Genomic DNA, 20648 nt, shown 5'->3' with positions numbered 1-20648 from the left:
CGGAACGCGCGACGTCAAAGGCTGCGACTGACCAGTTCCTTCATGATCTCCGACGAACCGCCGTAAATCCTGCGCACGCGGGCATCCCGCCACAATTTGGCGATGGCATATTCATTCATGTAGCCGGCCCCGCCATGAAGCTGCAAGGCGGCATCCATGATTTCCCACTGGGTCTCCGTGTGCCACAGCTTGGACGCCGACGCCTCGGCCGCTGTCAATTTTCCGGCGACATGGCGCTGGATCGCCCAGTCCAGATGGGCCCAGCCGACTTGCAGTTTTGCCGCCAGATCGGCCAGGGTGAAGCGGGTGTTCTGAAAGGTGAAGACCTTCTGGCCGAAGGCCACACGATCCTTGGTATAGCGGACCGCTTCGTCGAAAGCCCGCTGGGCGGCGGCTTGCGCACTGATGGAAATGGACAGGCGTTCCTGTACCAGTTCATCCATCAGCACGGCAAAGCCCCGGTTGACCGGCCCCAGGACATTGCTGGTCGGCACCCGCACATCAGCAAAGAACAGTTCACTGGTGTCCGAGGAGAATTGCCCGATCTTGTCCAGATTGCGCCCGCGCGCGAAGCCGGGGCGGTCCGCCTCCACCAGGATCAGGCTGGTACCCTTGGCCCCTTCCTGCGGGTTGGTCTTGGCGACGACAATCACCAGATCGGCATTCTGGCCATTGGTGATGTAGGTCTTGGAACCGTTGACGATATAATCGTCACCTTCGCGGATGGCCGATGTGCGCACACCCTGCAGGTCGGAACCCGCCCCTGGCTCCGTCATGGCAATGGCGACAATGGTTTCGCCGGAAACCATGCGCGGAAGCCAGTAACGCTTCTGCTCCTCGCTTCCATGGTTCTGCATGTAGCCGATGGTGATGTCGGACTGCAATGTTACCGTATCGGTGGACCCGGCGTAGCTCAATTCCTCATTGAGAACGGCGTTATAGCGGAAATCCAGGCCCAGACCGCCATATTCCTCTGGCACGCTGGGACAGAGATATCCGCCGTCACCCATCTTGCGCCAGAAGGAACGATCAACGATCCCCTGTTCTTCCCAGCGCGCCAGATGGGGCGTGAATTCCCGATCAAGGAAACGACGGAACTGGTCGCGGAACATATCCAGCGATTCATCTCCCGTCGTCCGGCCTTCGACATGCAGCATCTTCCTGGTCCATCCCGTTCAAGCGCCGGCTTCAATGCCAGCGCGTCTTTCGTGGGGACCGATGATATAGTAATGTAGTTTACCACTCAAGCGATGTCGGGAAACATCTGCTCCAGGAATTCCCCGTCCTGTACCTCGTCGCGCCGGTCTTCGGCCCGGCGCAGATCGACGCGACGGATCTTGCCGGAAATGGTCTTGGGCAGTTCGTCAACGAACTGCAGACGCCGCACCCGTTTGTAAGGTGCCAGCCGACCGCGCAGATGGGCAAAGATCGACCGGGCCGTGTCGGCATCCGCCGGAACCGACCCCGCCAGGATGACAAAGGCCTTGGGCACTGCCAGACGCACAGGATCGGGCGACGGCACAACAGCCGCCTCGGCCACGGCCGGATGCTCCAGCAGAATACTTTCCAGCTCGAACGGGCTGATCCGATAATCGGATGCCTTGAACACGTCGTCGGCCCGGCCGACGAAGGTCAGGTAACCCTCCGCATCCCGCTCCGCCACGTCGCCGGTTCGATAGAAGGCACCATCGGTGGCGGTCATCGCCCCCTCCACCTCATAGCCCAGCATCAGGCCGGCCGGGCGACCAACGCCGGCCAGGGGCAGGCACAATTCCCCCTCCCCCGCCGGCAGGTCATCCGGGTCCAGCAACTGGTGGCGGTATCCGGGCAATGACCGGCCCATCGAACCCGGCTTCAGTCGCTGGCCCGGCGGGTTGCCGATCTGGGCCGTCGTCTCCGTCTGGCCATAGCCATCGCGGATGGTCAGGCCCCACAGCTTTTGCACATGGTCGATGACTTCCGGGTTCAGCGGTTCGCCAGCGCTGCACAGTTCACGCAAGGATGTCCGCCAGCGCCCCATGTCCTGCTGGATCAGCATGCGCCAGACGGTTGGCGGGGCACAAAGGCTGGTCACCCCCTGCCCGGCCAGCACGTCCAGCAATTGGGCGGCATTGAAACGCGGCTGGGTAACGATGAACACTGTCGCCCCGGCATTCCAGGGCGCGAAGAAGGAGCTCCACGCATGTTTGGCCCAACCGGGGGAAGAGATGTTGAGATGGACATCGCCGGGCTGGAGACCCAGCCAATACATCGTGGATAGGGCGCCCACCGGATAGCTTTGATGCGAATGAACTACCAGCTTGGGCTTGGCCGTCGTGCCGGAGGTGAAGTAGAGCAGCATGGGCGAGGAGGCCGGCGTGGGGCTGTCGGGGGTGAAATGGCCGGCATGGCTGCCGTCATGGGCCGCCCCCAAGTCGTGCCAGCCGGGCCGGCTCCCGCCCACGGCGAAGCGACCCACGCTGTCGATACCGTCCAGGCCGGCGAATTTCTCCACCAGGGCCTGATCTGCGATGACATGGGAGACGCGGCCGCGCGTCAGCCGGTCGGCCAGATCGTCCGGGGTCAGCAGGGTGGTGGCCGGGATAATGACGGCGCCCAGCTTCATGCAGGCCAGCATGCATTCCCACAAGGGCACGACATTGCCCAGCAGCAGCAGCACCCGCTGTCCCCTGCCCACACCGGCTCCGCGCAGATAGTTCGCCACGCGGTTGGACCGTGCCGCCATTTCCGCGAAACTGACGCTGATCTCCGTGCCATCGGGATCATGGATGCGCAAAGCGGGGCGGTCGCGGCTCTCCGGTGCGGCGGCCAGGACCGCGTCGAACCAGTCCAGCGCCCAGTTGAATTCCGTCAGGTCCGGCCACTCGAAGCTGTTATAGGCCGTATCGTAATCCGTACGGTACGCCAGCAGGAAATCACGCGCCTGTTCAAAGGATTGCCCACCCATCACGCTGCCTCCGCCAGGAAATCACCAACCAGCTTGTTGAAGCGTGCCGCATGTTCAATCTGTGCCCAGTGCCCGCACTGCCCAAAGACATGCAATTGGGATCGGGCGATCAACTGGTGCAGACGCAACGACACGTCCAGCGGCACGACACGGTCATCGCGGCCATGGATGATCAGCACCTCGTGCCGGACGCGGGTGATGTCTTCGGGTTCACTGCCCAGCGCGTCCAGCCAACGCTGATAAGGGCGCGGGAACAGGGCCGCGAAACTCTCCTGGAACCCTGGCCGGATGCTGGCCTGATAGCGCAGCTCCGCTAATTCGTCGGTCACCAGGCTGCGGTCATGGGCGAAAATGTCCAGCAGGCCACGCATGGCGGCCAGCGACGGCTCATACCCCCACACCGCTGCCAACCCATCGGTCACCGGGAAGGTCAGGCCGGCACTGCCCATCAGGACAAAGCGCCCCACCCGTTCCGGATGCTGGATGGCCAGGGCCAGGGCGATGGCCCCGCCGAAGGAATTGCCGACAATGTCGACCTGCGGCAGATCAAGCGCATCCATCAGGTCCAGCAATTGCCGGACCCAGGCCGCGCGATCATAGGTGAGGCCCGCTGGACGGTCGGTATAACCGAACCCCACCATGTCGGGCGCCAGCACGCGGCGATTTTTCGCTAGTTCCGGCATGACCAGACGCCAGTTGGCCCAGCCGGTGACGCCTGGTCCGGACCCATGGATCAGGATGACGGGCCGCCCCTGGCCCAAATCGTGGCAATTGGTATTGAAATCGCCCGTGCGGATCGAACGGGCGATTTCAGGCGATGGTTGGGACATGGTTTCCCCCCGGATTTGACTTGTTGGTTGGGTCAGGCGCCCTTGATCAGCCCGCCGGGCTTCGATCCCCACATGCACAGGCTGGATGGCTCAAAACTAAAGCTGCGCGGGCGGTGGGTGGCTTCGTCCGCGATCTCGTTCACGCCGCAGGAATATTCAAACACCATCCCATCCGGCCCCCGGAAATAAAGGAAATTGGCGCCCGAGGTCGGGTGCCGGCCAGGACCGAAAATGATGGGCACCTTCAATTTCTGCAGCATCGAATGGGCGCGCAGGACGTCGTCGGCAGTGCGGACCTGATGGTTTATATGCTGGATGCCGGGGCCGGCTGCGCGCACCAATGCTATGGAGTGATGGATGGCGCTGATCCGCATCAGCGGGATATCGCCGATCCGGTCACTGACCCGCGCGTTGCACACCCGCGTCCAGAAATGTTCGTCGCGCGCCGGGTCGGTGGAGTTCAGCCCGATATGGTTGAAGCCGGTGATACCGGCATCACGCGACCCGAAATGCCGACGCCCGCGATAGGCCGGGCGCAGCGCCAGCTCAATGGCATTGCCGCTGGGATCGGTGAAGGCGATGAAGGCATCGGCCATGCGCGCTGCCGCCTGACCCGCCGTACCCTCCTGCACCACATGGCCCAGGGCGCGCAGATTGGCGGCAGCCTGATCCAGTTCGGCAGCACTGGCAACCTCGAACCCGGCGACCTGCATGGAAGGATCACCCTGCACATAGCAGAGCGTGTGTGCCCTTTCGTCGGAGCGCAGGTAGAGCGACCGCGCCTCACGCCGTGCCACCTCCAGCCCCAGCACGCGGGTGCCAAAATCCGCCGCCAGGTCCAGGTCCGGCGTCCCCAGACGGACATAGGCGATATCAACCAGCTGGATCATGCCCCTTCCTCCGCTTGCAGTTCGGGCACCGCATCACAGCGGCTGCCCCAGGCGCACAACCCGTCAACCGTGCGCTGAAAACGCCGGGGAACCGCGGACGGCGCGGGCGCATCGGGACGGGACGTCACCAGGGTGAAGATCGTCCCTTCCGGCCCCGCCAGATGCAGGAAACCCAACCCGGACGCCGCTTGCCGCCCGGGGCCCTGCAGGATGCGCACCTGCCGGTCGGTGGCGAAGTAGGATGCCTGCATCAACTGGTCCAGCCCCTCTACCGCGAAGGCGGTATAGAGGATGCCGGCGCCGTCGGACGGGTACAGCACGATACGGTGATGGGTATTATCCAGGGCGATATAGGTGATATCCCCCACCTGATCGGCCACACGACCACCCAGTGCCCGCCAGAAGGCGATATCGCGTTGAATGTCGCGGCTGCGCAGACCGACACCATGCAGGCCGATGATGCCGCTGTCGCGCAGCAGGTGGCAGCGCCGGCCATTCATATGCGGCCGCAATACCAGATCAATGGCATTGCCCGATCCGTCGCGGGCCAGGAAACACGCATCCACCTGCCGTAGCCGACAGGCATCGGGATCGGCCGGCGTCAGGTCGAAGCCGGCATCGCGCAGACGGCACGCCGCCGCATCCAGGGTCGGCTGGTCGGGAAATGCGATGCCACAGGCCGAAGGGCCGGCATCAAGGGGCAGAAGGGAGAGGTCGTTCTGGCGCTGGCTGGCGCGCAGACATTGTGTGGTGCCGATACGGGGACCGGGCGGCAATCCCAGGATATCCGTCACAAAACGGCTGGCAGCCTCTGGATCGGACAGGGCCAGGCGGACATAGGCGACCGCCAATGTTGCATCGCTCATGTCTGTCGCTTTCCTGATGGGGGATCAGCTGCGGCACCGCGCGCCGCCACGAAACAGCGCACCATGTCGCGCAACATGGCCAATTGCTGTTCATCCCGTTTGGTATCGGTGTCCCACAACCGGCGGATGGCCTGACCACGCACCACGCCCAGCACGATGGACAGGATACCGGGCGCCACATCGGCCGGGATGCCGGCCTGGATCAGGGCATCGGTCCAGGCCTGTTCCACGGGCAGACGGGCCGTGCGGGCAATGTCCCGCACCTCATCCCGCACCGTCGGGTCGGTGGCTGCCGATACCACAATGTCGATGGACACCATGAAATGCCGGCTGAAAAAGAATTCCCGCGCATCGTCCAGCAACTGCCCGATAATGTCGCCCTTGGCGTCCAGGCTGGCCGCCCGCTGCCGGCTGCGTTCCAGCGCACGGCCATAGACATGGCGGAGCGTGGCCAGCACCAACTGTTCCTTGGTGGGGAAATGGTGAAGCTGTGCGCCGCGCGACACGCCGGCCACCCGCGCCACCTCCGCCGTGCGGAAACCGGCATAGCCATGGTCGCCCATCACCCGCGCGGCGGCATCCACGATACGCCGCCGCATCTCGTCACTGCGTTCCGCCTGGGTGCGGACCGGCCGCGCCGGGGCCGGGTTCAGGCGGGGGCGACCACGCGGACGGACAATGGTTTTCGGGTCAGGCGACGACATGGACAACCCCATCGATCAGTTCCACCGGATAGGACCGGAGCGCTACCTCGCAAGGCATGCCCAGGGCCGCACCAGTGGTAACGTCGAACGTGCCGAAGTGCCAACTGCACTCCACCACATGGCCCTGCAGGCAACCCTCCTCCGACAGCGACACCTCGCCATGGGTGCATTGGTCGGCCGTGGCATAGACGCGATCACCCACCTTGTAGAGGGCGATGCGGCTGCCATCGGGCAGGGTCTCCCCCCTGATATCGCCATCCTGGATATCGGCTGCGGGGCATAGTCTGATCAGGTTGGACATGGACACCCCTCAAAGCATTGTGCTGCCGCCATTGACGCTGATCACCTGGCCGGTGACGAAGCCCGCCTCCGGGGTGGCCAGATAGGTGACCATGGAGGCCACCTCCGCCATCTCCCCCGCCCGGCCCATGGGGATCACGTCGATGAATTTCGCCGCCACATCCGGTGCCTTGGCGACAAAGGCCTGAAGCTGGTCATTATTGATGGCGCAGGGGGCCACCGTATTGACGGTAATGCCGTCGCGGGCGAATTCACGCGCCAGACCGGTGGTCATGGCATGCACCCCGCCCTTGGCGGCATTGTAGGCGGCATGGTCCCACAGGCCGTTGCGCACCGAATCCGCCCCGATATTGATGATGCGGCCATAAGCCTGCCGCTTCATCACCGGCAGCGCGTGGTAGCAGGCCCAGACAGCCGTCCACAGATTGCGGTCGATGGTGGTGCGCAACGTGTCGGGCGTGTGGTCCAGAAACGGACGAATGATGCCGCCTCCGGCATTATTGATCAGGATATCCAGCCGCCCGAACCGGGCGACGGCCTTGCCGACCAGCGCCTTGGCGACATCCTCCTGCGACAGGTCGCCGGCCAATGAAACCACTTCCCACCCGCATTCCGCCGAAAGGGTGGCTGCCGCCTCCGCCAAGGCGCCCTCATCAATGTCGGCAATGACCAGCCGCGCCCCTTCCGCCGCCAGATGCCGGGCAATGACCAGCCCGATCCCGCGCGCGGCGCCCGTGACGATGGCCACCTGCCCGTCCAGTTTGCTGCCCATGGCTCAGCCTCTTGTCACAGGATGAAACTGACGCGCCCCTGCGGGCGCAGGCCGTCACTGGCCAGGATGGCGCGCTTTTCCCGGATGCGCAGACCATCCGGCGTGCGTACCAGCCGATGGACATTGCGACCGAAATAGACATCCGTCTGGCCATCCTTGGACCGGTAGGTGATGAAGACCGACCGCGCCTCCAACTCGCCATCCGCCAGTTCGCGTATCAGCACGTTGGAGATCAGGTGGGACAGTTTGGAACGCGGATATTCGGCATGGGCCGTGCGCTTCATCAGCCGCACCACCCGCTCGCCCAGCCGGAACCGATCATCGGCGATATAGAACAGATTGTTTTCCGGGGAGGCATCGCCCGCGATATCCGTGGAGGGCACATAATAATGGGCATCGTCAGTGAACAGGGTCAGCCATTCCGGCAGCCGCCATTCATCAATCAGCGCCGCTTCCTGATAGAGGAACTCCTCCACCGCCGCGCGGGTGATGGTGTGCATCGTGTCCTGCTGCATGATCACGCCTCCACCATGGCGATACGGGAATTCCACTGGGTCCAGAAGGCGCGCATCTGCGCCTCGTCATCATAGGATGGCGGGTTGCGGGACATGCCCTTGGACAGGTCGTTCCAGCCGACCTCGCTGGCATTGGCATAGCCGCGCTGGCACTGTTCCAGTGCCTCGATATCGTCGGGCGTGGCGAAACCGCCGGGGCCAAGAAACTCCAGGAAGTTGAACAGCCGATATTCCCGCGCCCACTTGCTCTCGTTCACCGGTGCCAGGGCCCAGGCGTTGATCTGCATATAGTCGGCGGAGACGGGGTAGAAGGTCCGCACCGTCAGCGCCATGATGTCGTTGATGACCAGATTGGGGAAGATCACCAGATTGCGGTTCTTGCCCGCGATGCGGTCGGCCCGTTCCTGACCGTGGCGCTCCACCAGCTTGGCATGGATGGCGGCGATTTCCGCCTTGCCCTCTGGCCCCCAGGCCGGAATCCATTGCGCCACGGGGCGGCCCCAGGGGGCGGAATATTCAACCACGGCATGGCCATTGCCCAAATCCCGCCCCTCGCCCTTCAGCGCGATATTGGCCAGCCCGCCGGACATGCTGCGCAGATAGTCCAGGTATGTCGCGTGGTTGGTGGCGGCGTGGTAGCCGTCATAGGAATTCTCGGCCAGCAGTTTCCAGTTCGCGCGGATGGAATATTCCTGCGTGCCGCCGACGATGGTCATGCCAGCATCCGACTGGTCGGCCACGATATCCAGATATTCGGTGGCCGCCCCCAGATAGTCGGTCAACGGCACTGCATTTGGATCGAAACAGACAAAGGCAAAACCGCGATAGCGTTCAAACCGCGCAACCGGCTGCAGGCCCGAGGCCGGCCGATCCTTGAAACCCGGTGGATAGGCTTCCTCATCCGGCAGGTGGCGCAGCTTGCCGTCCAGGCCGAAGATCCAGCCATGATAGAAACATTGGAACGACTTGGCGTTGCCGCTGCGGTCGCGACAGACCTTGGCCCCGCGATGGGTGCAACTGTTCAGCAGCGCGTTGTATCCGCCCTTGGCGTCACGCGTGAAGATCAATTGTCGCCCGCCGACCTGTCGGCTGACATAGTCACCGGGCTTGGCCAGTTCGGACTCATGTCCCAGATACAGCCAGCAGCGGCTGAAAATCCGCTCCTGCTCCAGGGCCAGGATGGCGGGGTCGATGAAACTGCGGCGATTGACGTTGAAACTGTGCGCTTCCGGATCGATCCGGACCAGTGGGCCGGGATTGTTGCTCCCTGACATGATCTATTCCTCCCTGTTTTATGCAGCAGCCAGAGCACGGTGCAGGTCGAAGCCCGGATTTTCCAGGTCGGTTGCCGTCAGGCGGGCCCGCGCGGCGACCAGCCGGCGCAGCGCCCCCATTTCCTTGGCCATGTTAACGGTGACGGCCCCCGTGACGGTGCCGTCATCGGTGGCGACAAGGGTGAAGCGCCCGCCCACCGGATCGCCGCGCAGACTGACTGTGCCGCGCAGCGGGTCGCCCACCACCTGGATGTTCTGGTCATACTGGTTGGTCCAGAACCAGGGCGGGTCTTCATAGGCCTTGGGCTGTCCCGCCATGGTCCAGGCGGCGGCTGTCGCCTGGTTCTGGGCATTGGCCCAGGTCTCCACCCGCATGTACCGGCCAGCCGCCTGGTTCCACTGGCTGGTCACATCGCCCGCAGCGAAAATGCCGGGGACCGACGTGCGCCCAAACTTATCGACACGGATGCCATTCTCCAGCGCCACGCCCAGGCTGACGGCGGGCTCCAGAACCGGCTCCACCCCGATGCCGACCAGCACCAGATCGGCCGGCAATGCGCTGCCATCGGCCAGCCGCACGTCATGGCCCGTCATGCCAATCGGGGTCTGACCCAGCCGGAAAACCACTCCCGATGCTTCATGCCGGCGACGCAGATGGTCGGCCACCAGCGGCGGAAGGGCGCGGGCCAGCAATGTCGGCGCCGCCTCCACCACCGTGACCATTGCACCGGATGTCGCGGCAGCGGCCGCCGCCTCCAGCCCGATCACCCCGCCACCGATGATGACCAGCCGCAGCCCCGGCCGCAGGGCCGCATGCAGGGCCAGGGCATCCTCGATGCCGCGCAGGGTCAACACTGGTACCGACCCGGTTTCCAGCACCGGCAGCCGTCGCGGCTGTGTCCCCGTGGCCAGCAGCAGGGCGCCAAAATGGAATGTCCGGCCATCTGCCGCGTACAGCACCCGGTCTCCGGCATTGCCGGAGATGATGCGCTTACCCGTGACCAGATCGACACCCACGGCCCGCCAATCCGCCTCCGTGCGGATGAATTTCACCGCCCCGTCGGGTGACAGCAATACCTCCTTCGATAGTTGCGGCCGTTCATAGGGGGCGTGCGCCTCCCCCCCGATCAGGGTGATGTCGCCCTGATATCCGGCGGCACGCAGCCCTTCGGCGGCCCGCGCACCGGCCTGCCCGGCACCGACGATGACGAAAGGTGGACGGCCCGGCCCGTCCCGAAGGCCCCGTTCCTGCCCCATGGCATTTCTTCCCGGATGTTGGTGTGTGCCCGGCATTCCGCCCGGACCGGCTTTTGGGAGCTTCTCCGCCCCTCTGCTGATTTCATTTTTATATAAACAGTCTGTACGGCTTGTAAATAAGAAAAATTGGGTCATAGTTGATAAATCACATCACCATCTGCCGGAGGCGCGCCTTGTCCCCCGTGATCGATACCCACACCCATTTTGTCCCATCCACCCTACCGGACGGCGCCGAGCGGTCCGCCCGCTGGCCGGCGATGGAGCATCGATCCGATGGGAGGGCCTCCCTGGTCATCGATGGCAAGCCGTTCCGGGTGCTGGAGCTTGCAAACTGGGATGCCGCGGCGCGGTTGGCGGAAATGGACAAGCAGGGCACGGATGAACAGGTGATCTCCCCCATGCCGGAGTTGCTGTCGCATTGGCTGGGCGCGGGGGAAACCGACGATCTGTGCCGCCATGTCAATCAGGCGCTGGCCCACCTTGTCGCCGCCGCCCCCACTCGATTCCATGGACTGGGTATGGTCCCGATGCAGGACCCGGACCTCGCGGCCCGGCGGCTGGAGGCGGTGCGGGATCTGGGGTTATGCGGCGTCGAAATCGGTACACATATTGACGGAAAGCCGCTCTCCGACCCGTCGCTGGACCCGTTCTGGGCAGCGGCAGAGGCGCTCAACCTTGCCATCATGGTGCATCCGCTGTATCCGGCAGGCCGGGAACGGCTGCCGCCCCATCCGGCCCTGGCGGCAGCGGCGGCATTCCCGGCGGATACAGCCCTGGCCGGCACGGCTCTGCTGTCCGCCGGCATCCCCGTGCGCTTTCCCGCCTTGCGCATCCTGCTCTGCCATGGGGGTGGCGGCCTGCCCTGGATATTACCGCGCCTGGACAGGATCTGGGCATTGGGGGGTAGTCTGGGCGGGGCGTTCCCGGCCAAACCCTCAGAGATGGCGCGCCGCTTCTTCTATGACAGCGTCCTTTATGATGACCGGACCCTGCGGTTCCTGGCCGAAAGCGTCGGTATGGACCGTATCCTGGTCGGTTCTGACTATCCGTTCATCATCCAGCAAGACCGGCCCGGCGCCTTCACCGATGACGCTTTGGGCGGCGCCGGTCCGACCCTGTACCAAAACGCCTTGGCCTTTCTGGGCGGAGTTGTCAAACCAGCCTGATCACCCGCTTGCCCAGGTTCTCCCCGCGATACAGCCCGGACAGCGCGTCCGGGCAGGCCTCCAGCCCGTGCAGAATGTCTTCCCGGTAGCGCAGCTTGCCGGCCCGCACCCAGTCTGCCAGTTGCGCCACAGCCTGTTCGTAATCCGCCATATGGTCGAAGATCACAAACCCCTGCATGCGGGCGCGTTTCACCAGCAGATGGCGTTCCACACGCGGCCCCTGCGGCCAGTCCGCCCAACTGGAAATCGCTGCCGTACCACAGATGACGACGCGGGCACCGATGGCCAGGTGGCGATGGACCGCGTCACTGATCGGGCCCGCCGTATTGTCGAAATAGACGTCAACCCCATCGGGGCAGACCGCCGCAATGGCAGCGTCCAGCCCGTCGGCCCGGTAATCCAGGGCGGCGTCATACCCATAGTCCGTGCGGCACAGCGCCACCTTTTCCGGCCCGCCCGTGATGCCCACGGTACGGCAGCCCAACAGCCGGGCAATCTGCCCGACAGCCGACCCCACCGCACCCGCCGCCGTAGAGACCAGTACCAGATTGCCGGGCTTTGGTTCCCCGATCCGGGTCAGGGCCAGCAGGGCGGTGACACCATTGATACCCAGGATACCCAGAGACAGGGATAGCGGCAGGTCATCTTCCACCACCCTGCGCACCACGGCGTCGGCAGCCACGGTGGCGAATTCCTGCCAGCCGAACCAACCCACAACCCGGTCGCCAGGCCGGAACCCCGGAAGCCGGCTTTCCACCACCTCCCCCGCCGCCAGCGAGCGCATGGTGGCGCCGATGGCGACGGGTGCGGAATAATTGCCCTGATCGGCGATCCAACCGCGCATCGCCGGTTCCACCGACAGGAAATGATTGCGCACCAGGATCTGGCCGTCGTCCGGCGCCCCGACCGCCTCCTCGGCAAAGCCGAAATGTTCTGCCTGCGGGATGCCCGTCGGCCGTGCCAGCAGCCGAACCTGTCTGTTCCTCATCCTGACCTCATTCCCTGAATTGCAATGCGTATGCCTCATCCGCATTGACGGGCGCGTCGATTTAATACACAACTTTACCAGTTGCCGAGAACGACGGCAATCATGACCGTCGACGACAGCGACCGGCAGCAAGGAACAGTACGGGAGGAACAGGGTATGGAATTCAAGGCGCTCCGCCTGACGATTGATGACGGCATCGGTCGGCTGACCTTCACCGATCCACAGCGCGGCAATCCCATCGACGGGCGCCTGTGTGCGGAAATCCGCGAAGCCTCGACAATCCTGTCGGAACATTTTGGCCTGCGCGCCGTGCTGATCACGGCGGAGGGGAAGTCCTTCAGCTTCGGCGGCGACATTGCCAGCTTCGTGTCACACCTCAACGAATTGCCGCTGATGATCAAACGCTGGACGGCGGATCTGCATATGGGCATTGCCCGCCTGCAGCGCATGAACGCGCCCATCGTGGCCGCCGTGCAGGGTGTCTGTGCCGGCGGCATGGCGGCCTTCATCGCCGGGGCCGATATAGTCGTTGCGGCATCCGATGCCAAATTCGTGGCGGCCTATAGCGGCATCGGCTATTGCTGCGACGCCGGCTCCTCCATCACCTTGTCGCGCCGCATGGGCCTGGCCCGCGCCCGGCGCTATTTGCTGCTGAACGAGACGGTGCCCGCCGACGCGGCCCTGGCCTGCGGCTTGGTAGATGAGGTGGTGGAGCGCGAAGCACTGCTGGAACGGGCAGAGGCCATCACCGCCATGCTCGCCAACGGTCCCACCCTGGCCTATGGCGAGATCCGCCGCCTGTTGTTGAGTGCGCAGGACCAGCCCCTGGAAACACAGTTGGAACTGGAAGCCCAGGCGCTGGCCCGCATCGCCGGCACCGCCGACGCGCGCGAAGGGCTGTTGTCCTTTGCGGAAAAACGCAAGCCTGCTTTTGTGGGGAACTGAACCATGTGGCTCTATCCCGAAGTGCGCACCCTGGGTGAATTCATCGAATATCACGCCCGCCACGCGCCGGACCGGCTGGCACTGACCTATGGCGACCGGAAGATCAGCTTCGCCGACTATGATGCGACCTCCAACCGCATCGCCAATGCGCTGCTGGCCCAAGGGCTGGCCGCCGGCGACCGGGTGGGGTTCATCGGGCTGAACAGTCCCGATTACTATTTCGCGCTGATCGGCACGGCCAAGACGCGGGCCGCCTTCACCGTCTTCAACTGGCGGCTGGCGGCGCCGGAGCTGGCCGGCCTGATCGCCGACAGCAAGGCCACCATCGTCTTCGTCGAACGGCATTTCGAGGCGCTGTGGAATGCCGCCCTGGCCCTGTCGGGTGCCAACCCGACCGTGATCTGGTTTGATGCCGACGATACGCTGGAAGCCCGCTTCGCCGGCCAGTCCGCCGGGCGCCCAGGCCTGTGGATCAGCGAGGAGGATTGCGCCATCCAGCTCTATACCTCCGGCACGACGGGCAAGCCCAAAGGCGTGATGCTGAGCCATGGCGGTTTCAACCGCATCCGGCTGTGCGAGCATCATGAACCGGCGTTCGACTGGCGCGAGGGCGACATCTTCCTGAACGCGCTGCCGAATTTCCATCTTCTGTCCATCGGCATCGCCTTCCAGTGCCTCTATAACGGCGTGGCCGTCGCCATCCTGCGGCAGTTCGATACGGGTCAGATGCTGGCCGCCATCACCCGGCAACGGCCCAGCCTTCTGACCCTGACGCCGACCATGATCCAGATGCTGCTGGACCATGCGGATGCGGAGCAGACGGATTTCTCGTCCCTGCGCCTGATGCTCTATGCCGGCTCGCCCATCTCACTGGGACTGATCAAGCGGGCCATCGCGCGCATGCCCTGTTCCTTCATGCAGTTCTATGGCGCGACGGAGGCCAATGGCGCCTTCTCCATCCTACGCCCCAACGAACATCGTCTGGATGACGAGGGCAAGTTGCAAAGCTGCGGCCGCCCCCTGCCCCTGATCGAATTCCGCATCGTCGATATCAACGGGAACGAGGTGCCGGAGGGGGAGACGGGGGAATTGCTGATCCGCGCACCTGCCATCACCACGGGCTATTGGAACCAGCCGGAAGCGACCGAAGCCGTCCTTAAGCAGGGCTGGTACCGTAGCGGCGACATGGCAAGGCGGGATGCAGAAGGGCTCTATTACATCGTTGACCGGGCCAAGGACATGATCGTCTCAGGCGGAGAGAATATCTATTCTGCCGAGATCGAGAATGTCCTGTCCATCCATCCCGATGTGGCGGGTGTCGCCGTGATCGGTGTGCCCGACCCGCGCTGGGGTGAGGCAGTGAAGGCCATCATCATCCCCCGCCCCGGCTCCGGACTGGATGAGACGTCGCTGCTGGGCTGGTGCCGGGAGAAGCTGGCCGGGTACAAGGTACCCAAAAGTGTGGAGTTCGTGGACAGCTTCCCCCTGGTCCCCAGCGGCAAGATCTCCAAGAAGGATTTGCGCGCCCGTTACTGGCAGGGGCACACGCGCAGCGTGGCGTAGAGGGGGCGAAACGGGGTGAGGTATTGACCTCACCCCGCATGGTGATCAACCCATTTTGAAAGCCCTGCGCGCGGCTTCGTACTCTGCTGCCAGCCCATCGATATAGTCACGCGCCGGGCCGGATTTCTTGACCGCACCGATACCCTGTCCCGCGCTCCAGATATCGCGCCAGGCCTTTGCATTGCCGCCGCCGCCGGCAATGTTCACCGCAGCCCCCTTGTCGCGCACCATCTGCGCCGGGTCCAGGCCATTGGCCTCAATCGACGGGCGCAGGAACAGGGCGTTCACGCCGGTGAAGCAGTTGGTCATGACGATATCCTTGGAGCTGCAATCGACGACCATTTGCTTGAAACCGGGGGCGGTGTTGGCCTCGTCACTGGCCAGGAAGGGGGAGCCGATATAGCCGAAATCGGCCCCCATCACTTCCGCCGCCAGCACCTGACGCCCGGTAGCGATGCAGCCCGAAAGGCAGAGCGGGCCCTGCCACCATTCGCGGATTTCGGAAACCAGCGCGAAGGGAGAGACGGAACCCGTATGCCCGCCGGCACCGGCAGCCACCGCAATGATCCCGTCCACCCCCATCTCCGCGCATTTGCGGGCATGGCGGTCGGTGGCGATATCGTTGAAAACCAACCCGCCATAACCATGAATGGCCTGCACCAGCCCGGCATCCGCCGCCAGCGCCAGTACGACGATGGGAACCTTGTGCTTTTCCAGCACGGCATAATCGGCGTCCAGCCGATCATTACTGCGATGGGCCACCAGATTGATGGCATAGGGCACATCACCGCCCAGTGTCTCGCGGATACGGGCGATATCCTCATCCAGCGCCTGGGTGGAACGGGGGTTCAGCGCCGGCATGGAACCGATGATCCCGGCCTGACACTGCGCAATCAGCAGGTCGGCGGTGGACGCAATAAACATGGGGCCGGCAAAGACCGGCAGGCGCAAGCCGGCCTTCAGGCGGGCGGCGAGTGTGGGATCACCCAGCATGATTATCCTCCAATCTGGCAAAGCCCCGGTCCAGCACGAGCCGGTCACCGACATGGGCCTGGAAATGCACACTGTCCCCCTCTCGCCACAGCGACAGGGTCATGGTATCGCCCGGCACGACGATGCCGGAGAAGCGGCAGGAAAGCGATGCCAGTCCCCGCCCCGTCGCCCGCATCACGGCCCGCCCGGCCATACCGTAACTGGCCAGCCCATGCAGGATTGGCCGTTCAAACCCCGCCTTGCGGGCAAAGGCCGGATCGGCATGCAGCGGGTTGAGGTCGGCCACCAGCCGATAGATCAGGGCGGCACGGGGTGAGACCGGCACCGCCGCCCGATGGTCGGCCGGCCGGTCCGGCGGCGCTGTCACGGTGACGGCAGGCGGGGGCGGCCCGCCAAAACCGCCATCACCGCGCAGCAGCAGGGTCTGGCGGATGGTGGCGAAAGGCGCGGTGGGATTGTTGGGATCAACAATCTCCCGCTCTACCACCAGCACCGCCCCCTTGCCCGCACCCCGGTCATACAGCCCCACTACGCGCGGCCGGGCCGTCACTGTGCCGGTCGGCGGCAGGGGATGGTGGAACAGAGCCTCCTGCTCTGCATGCACCAGTCGGGCGAAATCGACGCCGAAGGCCGGGTCGCGTATCCACATGCCGGGGCTGGCCAATGTCACCGCAAAGGGGGCCAGCACCTGCCCACGCGTTTCCAGAAGATAGTCGAGATCACCCTCATCCATCGGATCGGCACCCAGGCCGATGCCCAGGGCATAGAGGATCGCATCACGCGATGCATAGGTCTGGGTGATGGGGTCGAACCGGTGATGCAGCAGGGTTTCAGCCTGGATCGCCATGGCCTAAACCGGGTCCCAGGTAAAGACATCACCCGACTTGTGCAGCGGATAGAAATCCGACTGGAATTGCCGGAACACCCGGTCGGCCACGCTCTGCGGCGTCCAGCCATCGGATGTGTGGGCCGTACGCAGGGGCCGGGACTGGGAGAACAGGTAGATCTCGTTGTTGCGCACGCCGAACACCTGGCCCGTGACATGGGCACCGGCATCGCTGGCCAGCGCCACCACAAAGGGTGCCACTTTTTCCGCCTTCAGCTTCATCAGCCCTTCCACGCGCTTCTTCTGTTCGGGTGTCTCGGTGGGGATGGAACTGACCATGCGGGTCCAGGCGAAAGGCGCAACGGCATTCGACCTGATACCGAAACGATGCATGTCAATGGCGATTGATTTCGACAACCCAACGATCCCCATCTTGGCCGACATGTAATTGGCCTGCGCCAGATTGCCGATCAGCCCGGAGCTGGACGCCATATGGATATAGGCACCGCCGCCCTGGTCCTTGAAGAAGGGTGCGGCCGCCCGGCTGACATTGAAGCTGCCCTTCAGATGGACATTGATGACGGCGTCGAAATCTTCCTCATTCATCTTGTGGAACAGCACGTCGCGCAGATTGCCGGCATTGTTGACCACAGCGTCGATGCGCCCGAAATTGTCGATGGCGGCCTGCACCATGGCATGCGCCCCATCCCAACTGGCTACGCTATCGCCATTGGCCACTGCTTTGCCACCGGCTGCCACGATCTCCGCCACGACCTGTTGCGCCGGCGAAGCGTCGGCATTATCGGTGCCGGCCAGCGACACACCCAAATCGTTGACCACCACGGCCGCCCCGGCCGCCGCCATTTCCAGCGCGATGCCGCGCCCGACCCCACGCCCGGCCCCGGTGACCAGGACGACCTTTCCGTCCATCATGCCCATGTTCGTTTCCTCAATAGCTCTTGGGAAGGTCCAGGACCTTCTCGGCGATGAAGCTCATGATGAGCTGTTCGGTGATGGGGGCGAGCCGGGTCAGCGCCGCTTCGCGGTACAGCCGCTCGACATGGTATTCCTTGGCATAGCCGAAGCCGCCATGGGTGGCGACCGCCTGCCAGGCGGCGTCATGACCGGCGCGTGCGCCCAGGAACTTGGCGCTGTTCGCTTCCGCCCCGCAGGGCTGGCCGCTGTCATACAACTCCGCCGCTTTCATGGCCATCTGCCACGCCGCCTCCAGATACATCCAGCGTTCGGCCAACGGATGCTGGATGCCCTGGTTCTGGCCGATGGGCCGGTCGAAGACGACGCGCTCCTTGGCATAGCGTGTGGCGCGGCGCAGGGCGTCCTGGCCGATGCCGATCGCCTCTACCGCGATTAGAATGCGCTCCGGGTTGAGCGAATGCAGGATATAGGAGAAACCCTTGCCCTCCTCCCCGATCCGATCCTCCTCCGGGATGAACAGGCCATCAATGAAGATGGCGTTACTGTCCACGCATTTGCGGCCCATCTTGGGGATCTTGTGGACGTCGATCTTGGCGCGGTCCAGGTCGGTATAGAAGATGGTGATGCCGTCCGTCGGGCGCTTGCAATCCTCGAACTTTGTCGTCCTTGTCAGCAGCATGATCTTGTTGGCAACCTGGGCCGTGGAGGTCCAGACCTTCTGCCCGTTCACGACATAGCCGCCCGGCACCTTCTGCGCGAAGGTCTTGATGCGGGTGGTGTTCAGGCCGGCATCGGGCTCGGTAAAGCCGAAGCAGCATTGGTCCTGACCAGAGATCAGGCGCGGCACCCAACGGGCCTTCTGTTCCGCCGAGGCCTTGACCACGATGGGATGCGGGCCGAACAGGTTGATATGGACGGATGAGGTGGCGGCCATGCCGCCGCCATGGCTGGCGACCTCGTGCATCATCACCGCCGCCTCGGTCACGCCCAGACCGGCACCGCCATATTCCTCGGGCATGGTGATGCCCAGCCAGCCGCCCTCCGCCATGGCGCGATGGAATTCATGGGGAAAGCGGCCATCCTCGTCGCGTTCCAGCCAATATTCATCGTCAAAACGGGAAGCAACGGCGCGCACCCCTTCGCGGATGGCGTCAAGCTCCACCTGCCGTTCCCGGCGCAAACTGTCCAGCGTGATCATGTGAATTGTCCGTTCTTGCGGTTGGATATCCGGCGGAACAGGTCCGGCCCGCGCCACAGCAGCCAGGCAGCGTTGACCATGTTGCCGGTCGAACAGGTGATCAGGAAAAGCAGGATGGTCAGGCCCAGCCGACGCTCATAGGCGTAGATGATCAGGCTCATCAGCAGGAAACCGGAATAGGTGTCGGCCCAGACATAAAGGCCCCAGACCACGCTCCACACATGCAACTGGTCGGGAATGACCTGGCCGGTGGCGAAGGAATAGAACAGGAAACCGGTCAGGCCGATGAGGACGGCCAGACAGACGGCCTTGGCGAAACCGCTCATGATTCAGCTCCTTCATCGGCGGCGGCCAGCGTGCGCAGGGCTGCCTTCAGGTGGGGGATGTCGTACATGCGGCCATCGATGCCGACCGTGCCGGCGTCCGGCTGTGCAGCAAAGGCCGCCACGACGCGCCGCGCATGGGCGATGTCCTCGGCCGACGGGCTGAAACATGCGTTGATGGTCGCCACCTGATCCGGGTGGATGGCGATGCGGCCGGTAAAGCCATCCCGCCGGGCGATGCGGCAATCGGCGGCCAGCCCTTCCATGTCGCGGAAATCGGCAAAGAGCGTATCGATGGGCGCCACGCCCGCCGCCGCCGCTGCGAACAGGCACTGGGCACGCGCCATCCGATAGGGGAAGGTCCAGGCGCCGTCCGCCTCCTTATTGGCGGTGGCCCCGATGGCGGCCCCCAGATCCTCCGCCCCCCAGGTCAGGCCCACCAGCCGCGGATGGGCAGGCGCATAGGACCCCAGGTTGAACATGGCCGCCGGCGTCTCCGTGGCCACCACGGCCAGCCGGACGCTGCCGACCTCCATCCCCGCCCTCTGTTCCAGCGCGTCCAGATAATGGCCGATACGGGCAATATCGGCGGCACCATTGGCCTTGGGGATCAGCAGCCCATCCAGCCCCGGCCGCACCGCGGCGACCAGATCGGCCAGGGTCAGGCCGGTATCCAGCGCGTTGACCCGCACGAAATAGCGCCAGGACCGGTCGCTGGCGGCATCGATCATGCCGGCCACCAGTTCCCGCGCCGCTTCCTTGCGCGACGGAGCAACGGCATCCTCCAGGTCCAGGATCAGGGCGTCGGCGCCGCTGGTGCTGGCCCTGGCGAATTTCTTCTCGCTGTCGCCGGGCACGAACAGCAGGGATCGCAACCTCATGTCGGCCTCCGCATCATCAGGGCCACGCGGCGACAGCGGCATATTTCCTCGCTCCGCTGATTGAAGCCGCGGTGCAGGAAGGTGACGATGCCCTGGGTCGGACGCGACTTGCTTTCGCGCAAGGACACGACGCTGGTTTCCGCCCGGATCGTGTCACCGGCGAAGACCGGCTTGGGGAAGGCCACTTCCTCCCAGCCCAGATTGCCGACCGTGGTGCCCAGCGTCGTGTCCTGCACCGACAACCCCACCACCAGGCCCAGGGTGAAGATGGAGTTCATCAGCGGCCGGCCGAACTCCGTGCCCTTGGCATATTCATGGTCGATATGGATGGCCGCCGGGTTGTACGTGAGGGAGGAGAACAGGATATTGTCCATATCCGTCACCGTCCGCCGCACCTCATGCACAAAGGACTGGCCTTCGCTGAACTGTTCGAAATAAAGACCCGCCATTGTTGTTTCCTCCCTGATTTTTTAG

At 64.3% G+C, this 20648-nt stretch carries 22 protein-coding genes; 3 read left to right on the top strand and 19 right to left on the bottom strand.

What is annotated here, in order from left to right; genetic code table 11:
* Positions 1–14: 14 nt before the first annotated feature.
* The 11 genes from AC1Q7F_RS24050 to AC1Q7F_RS24000 form a co-directional block, all read right to left on the bottom strand.
* On the bottom strand, positions 15–1157 hold the full coding sequence (locus AC1Q7F_RS24050) for an acyl-CoA dehydrogenase family protein (RefSeq protein ID WP_492511075.1): 1143 nt from the start codon (positions 1155–1157) through the stop codon (positions 15–17).
* An 86-nt stretch (positions 1158–1243) separates the two neighbouring features.
* Complete coding sequence (locus AC1Q7F_RS24045; RefSeq protein WP_492511074.1) at positions 1244–2947, bottom strand: AMP-binding protein; 1704 nt, start codon at positions 2945–2947, stop codon at positions 1244–1246.
* Positions 2947–3777, bottom strand: a complete 831-nt coding sequence (locus AC1Q7F_RS24040; RefSeq protein WP_492511073.1) for an alpha/beta fold hydrolase — start codon at positions 3775–3777, stop codon at positions 2947–2949. The genes AC1Q7F_RS24045 and AC1Q7F_RS24040 overlap by 1 nt, the downstream gene beginning before the upstream one ends.
* Positions 3778–3809: 32 nt before the next feature.
* Positions 3810–4667 (bottom strand): VOC family protein, encoded by an 858-nt coding sequence (locus AC1Q7F_RS24035; protein ID WP_492511072.1) that lies wholly within the window; start codon positions 4665–4667, stop codon positions 3810–3812.
* Positions 4664–5533, bottom strand: coding sequence for a VOC family protein (locus AC1Q7F_RS24030; RefSeq protein WP_492511071.1), 870 nt, complete (start codon positions 5531–5533; stop codon positions 4664–4666). Before AC1Q7F_RS24030 ends, AC1Q7F_RS24035 begins: the two co-directional genes overlap by 4 nt.
* Positions 5530–6237 (bottom strand): TetR/AcrR family transcriptional regulator, encoded by a 708-nt coding sequence (locus tag AC1Q7F_RS24025; RefSeq protein ID WP_492511070.1) that lies wholly within the window; start codon positions 6235–6237, stop codon positions 5530–5532. The genes AC1Q7F_RS24030 and AC1Q7F_RS24025 overlap by 4 nt, the downstream gene beginning before the upstream one ends.
* The gene (locus tag AC1Q7F_RS24020; protein WP_492511069.1) at positions 6224–6538 is read right to left on the bottom strand and encodes a non-heme iron oxygenase ferredoxin subunit; all 315 of its coding nucleotides are present in this window, start codon (positions 6536–6538) and stop codon (positions 6224–6226) included. The genes AC1Q7F_RS24025 and AC1Q7F_RS24020 overlap by 14 nt, the downstream gene beginning before the upstream one ends.
* A 9-nt stretch (positions 6539–6547) precedes the next feature.
* Entirely contained in the window at positions 6548–7309 is a 762-nt protein-coding gene (locus tag AC1Q7F_RS24015) for an SDR family NAD(P)-dependent oxidoreductase (RefSeq protein WP_492511068.1), read from the bottom strand.
* 14 nt (positions 7310–7323) lie between these two features.
* Entirely contained in the window at positions 7324–7824 is a 501-nt protein-coding gene (locus AC1Q7F_RS24010; RefSeq protein WP_492511067.1) for an aromatic-ring-hydroxylating dioxygenase subunit beta, read from the bottom strand.
* A gap of 2 nt (positions 7825–7826) precedes the next feature.
* Complete coding sequence (locus AC1Q7F_RS24005; protein ID WP_492511066.1) at positions 7827–9098, bottom strand: aromatic ring-hydroxylating oxygenase subunit alpha; 1272 nt, start codon at positions 9096–9098, stop codon at positions 7827–7829.
* An 18-nt stretch (positions 9099–9116) separates the two neighbouring features.
* On the bottom strand, positions 9117–10355 hold the full coding sequence (locus AC1Q7F_RS24000) for an NAD(P)/FAD-dependent oxidoreductase (protein ID WP_492511065.1): 1239 nt from the start codon (positions 10353–10355) through the stop codon (positions 9117–9119).
* Between the two features lie 182 nt (positions 10356–10537).
* Here AC1Q7F_RS24000 and AC1Q7F_RS23995 point away from each other — a divergent pair, with 182 nt between their 5' ends.
* Entirely contained in the window at positions 10538–11521 is a 984-nt protein-coding gene (locus AC1Q7F_RS23995) for an amidohydrolase family protein (RefSeq protein ID WP_492511171.1), read from the top strand.
* Here AC1Q7F_RS23995 and AC1Q7F_RS23990 read toward each other — a convergent pair.
* Positions 11508–12509, bottom strand: a complete 1002-nt coding sequence (locus AC1Q7F_RS23990; protein WP_492511064.1) for an NADP-dependent oxidoreductase — start codon at positions 12507–12509, stop codon at positions 11508–11510. The genes AC1Q7F_RS23995 and AC1Q7F_RS23990 overlap by 14 nt on opposite strands.
* Before the next feature lie 102 nt (positions 12510–12611).
* Here AC1Q7F_RS23990 and AC1Q7F_RS23985 point away from each other — a divergent pair, with 102 nt between their 5' ends.
* Positions 12612–13454 (top strand): enoyl-CoA hydratase/isomerase family protein, encoded by an 843-nt coding sequence (locus AC1Q7F_RS23985; protein ID WP_492511063.1) that lies wholly within the window; start codon positions 12612–12614, stop codon positions 13452–13454.
* A 3-nt stretch (positions 13455–13457) separates the two neighbouring features.
* A complete protein-coding gene (locus AC1Q7F_RS23980) occupies positions 13458–15017 on the top strand; it encodes a long-chain-fatty-acid--CoA ligase (RefSeq protein ID WP_492511062.1) in 1560 nt (519 codons plus the stop codon).
* Between the two features lie 45 nt (positions 15018–15062).
* Here the strand turns inward: AC1Q7F_RS23980 and AC1Q7F_RS23975 are convergent, their stop codons facing one another.
* The 7 genes from AC1Q7F_RS23975 to AC1Q7F_RS23945 are packed head-to-tail and all read right to left on the bottom strand — an operon-like array spanning position 15063 to position 20641.
* Positions 15063–16010 (bottom strand): NAD(P)H-dependent flavin oxidoreductase, encoded by a 948-nt coding sequence (locus tag AC1Q7F_RS23975; protein ID WP_492511061.1) that lies wholly within the window; start codon positions 16008–16010, stop codon positions 15063–15065.
* Positions 16000–16857, bottom strand: a complete 858-nt coding sequence (locus tag AC1Q7F_RS23970; RefSeq protein ID WP_492511060.1) for a MaoC/PaaZ C-terminal domain-containing protein — start codon at positions 16855–16857, stop codon at positions 16000–16002. The genes AC1Q7F_RS23975 and AC1Q7F_RS23970 overlap by 11 nt, the downstream gene beginning before the upstream one ends.
* Positions 16858–16860: 3 nt before the next feature.
* Positions 16861–17769: an SDR family NAD(P)-dependent oxidoreductase gene (locus AC1Q7F_RS23965; RefSeq protein ID WP_492511059.1), complete on the bottom strand. Its 909-nt coding sequence runs from the start codon at positions 17767–17769 to the stop codon at positions 16861–16863.
* Positions 17770–17785: 16 nt separating this feature from the next.
* Positions 17786–18970 carry an acyl-CoA dehydrogenase family protein gene (locus AC1Q7F_RS23960; RefSeq protein ID WP_492511058.1) on the bottom strand — a complete coding sequence of 395 codons (1185 nt, stop codon included), beginning with the start codon at positions 18968–18970 and terminating at the stop codon, positions 17786–17788.
* Entirely contained in the window at positions 18967–19296 is a 330-nt protein-coding gene (locus AC1Q7F_RS23955) for a hypothetical protein (RefSeq protein ID WP_492511057.1), read from the bottom strand. The genes AC1Q7F_RS23960 and AC1Q7F_RS23955 overlap by 4 nt, the downstream gene beginning before the upstream one ends.
* Positions 19293–20174 carry an HpcH/HpaI aldolase/citrate lyase family protein gene (locus AC1Q7F_RS23950; RefSeq protein WP_492511056.1) on the bottom strand — a complete coding sequence of 294 codons (882 nt, stop codon included), beginning with the start codon at positions 20172–20174 and terminating at the stop codon, positions 19293–19295. Before AC1Q7F_RS23950 ends, AC1Q7F_RS23955 begins: the two co-directional genes overlap by 4 nt.
* Positions 20171–20641: a MaoC family dehydratase gene (locus AC1Q7F_RS23945; protein ID WP_492511170.1), complete on the bottom strand. Its 471-nt coding sequence runs from the start codon at positions 20639–20641 to the stop codon at positions 20171–20173. The genes AC1Q7F_RS23950 and AC1Q7F_RS23945 overlap by 4 nt, the downstream gene beginning before the upstream one ends.
* Positions 20642–20648 lie beyond the last annotated feature (7 nt).

The organism is Niveispirillum sp. GW835-FHT14G11 (assembly GCF_058793615.1).
Note: the sequence above shows the minus strand (reverse complement) of the source record. Positions and strands in the feature narration are given on the sequence as shown.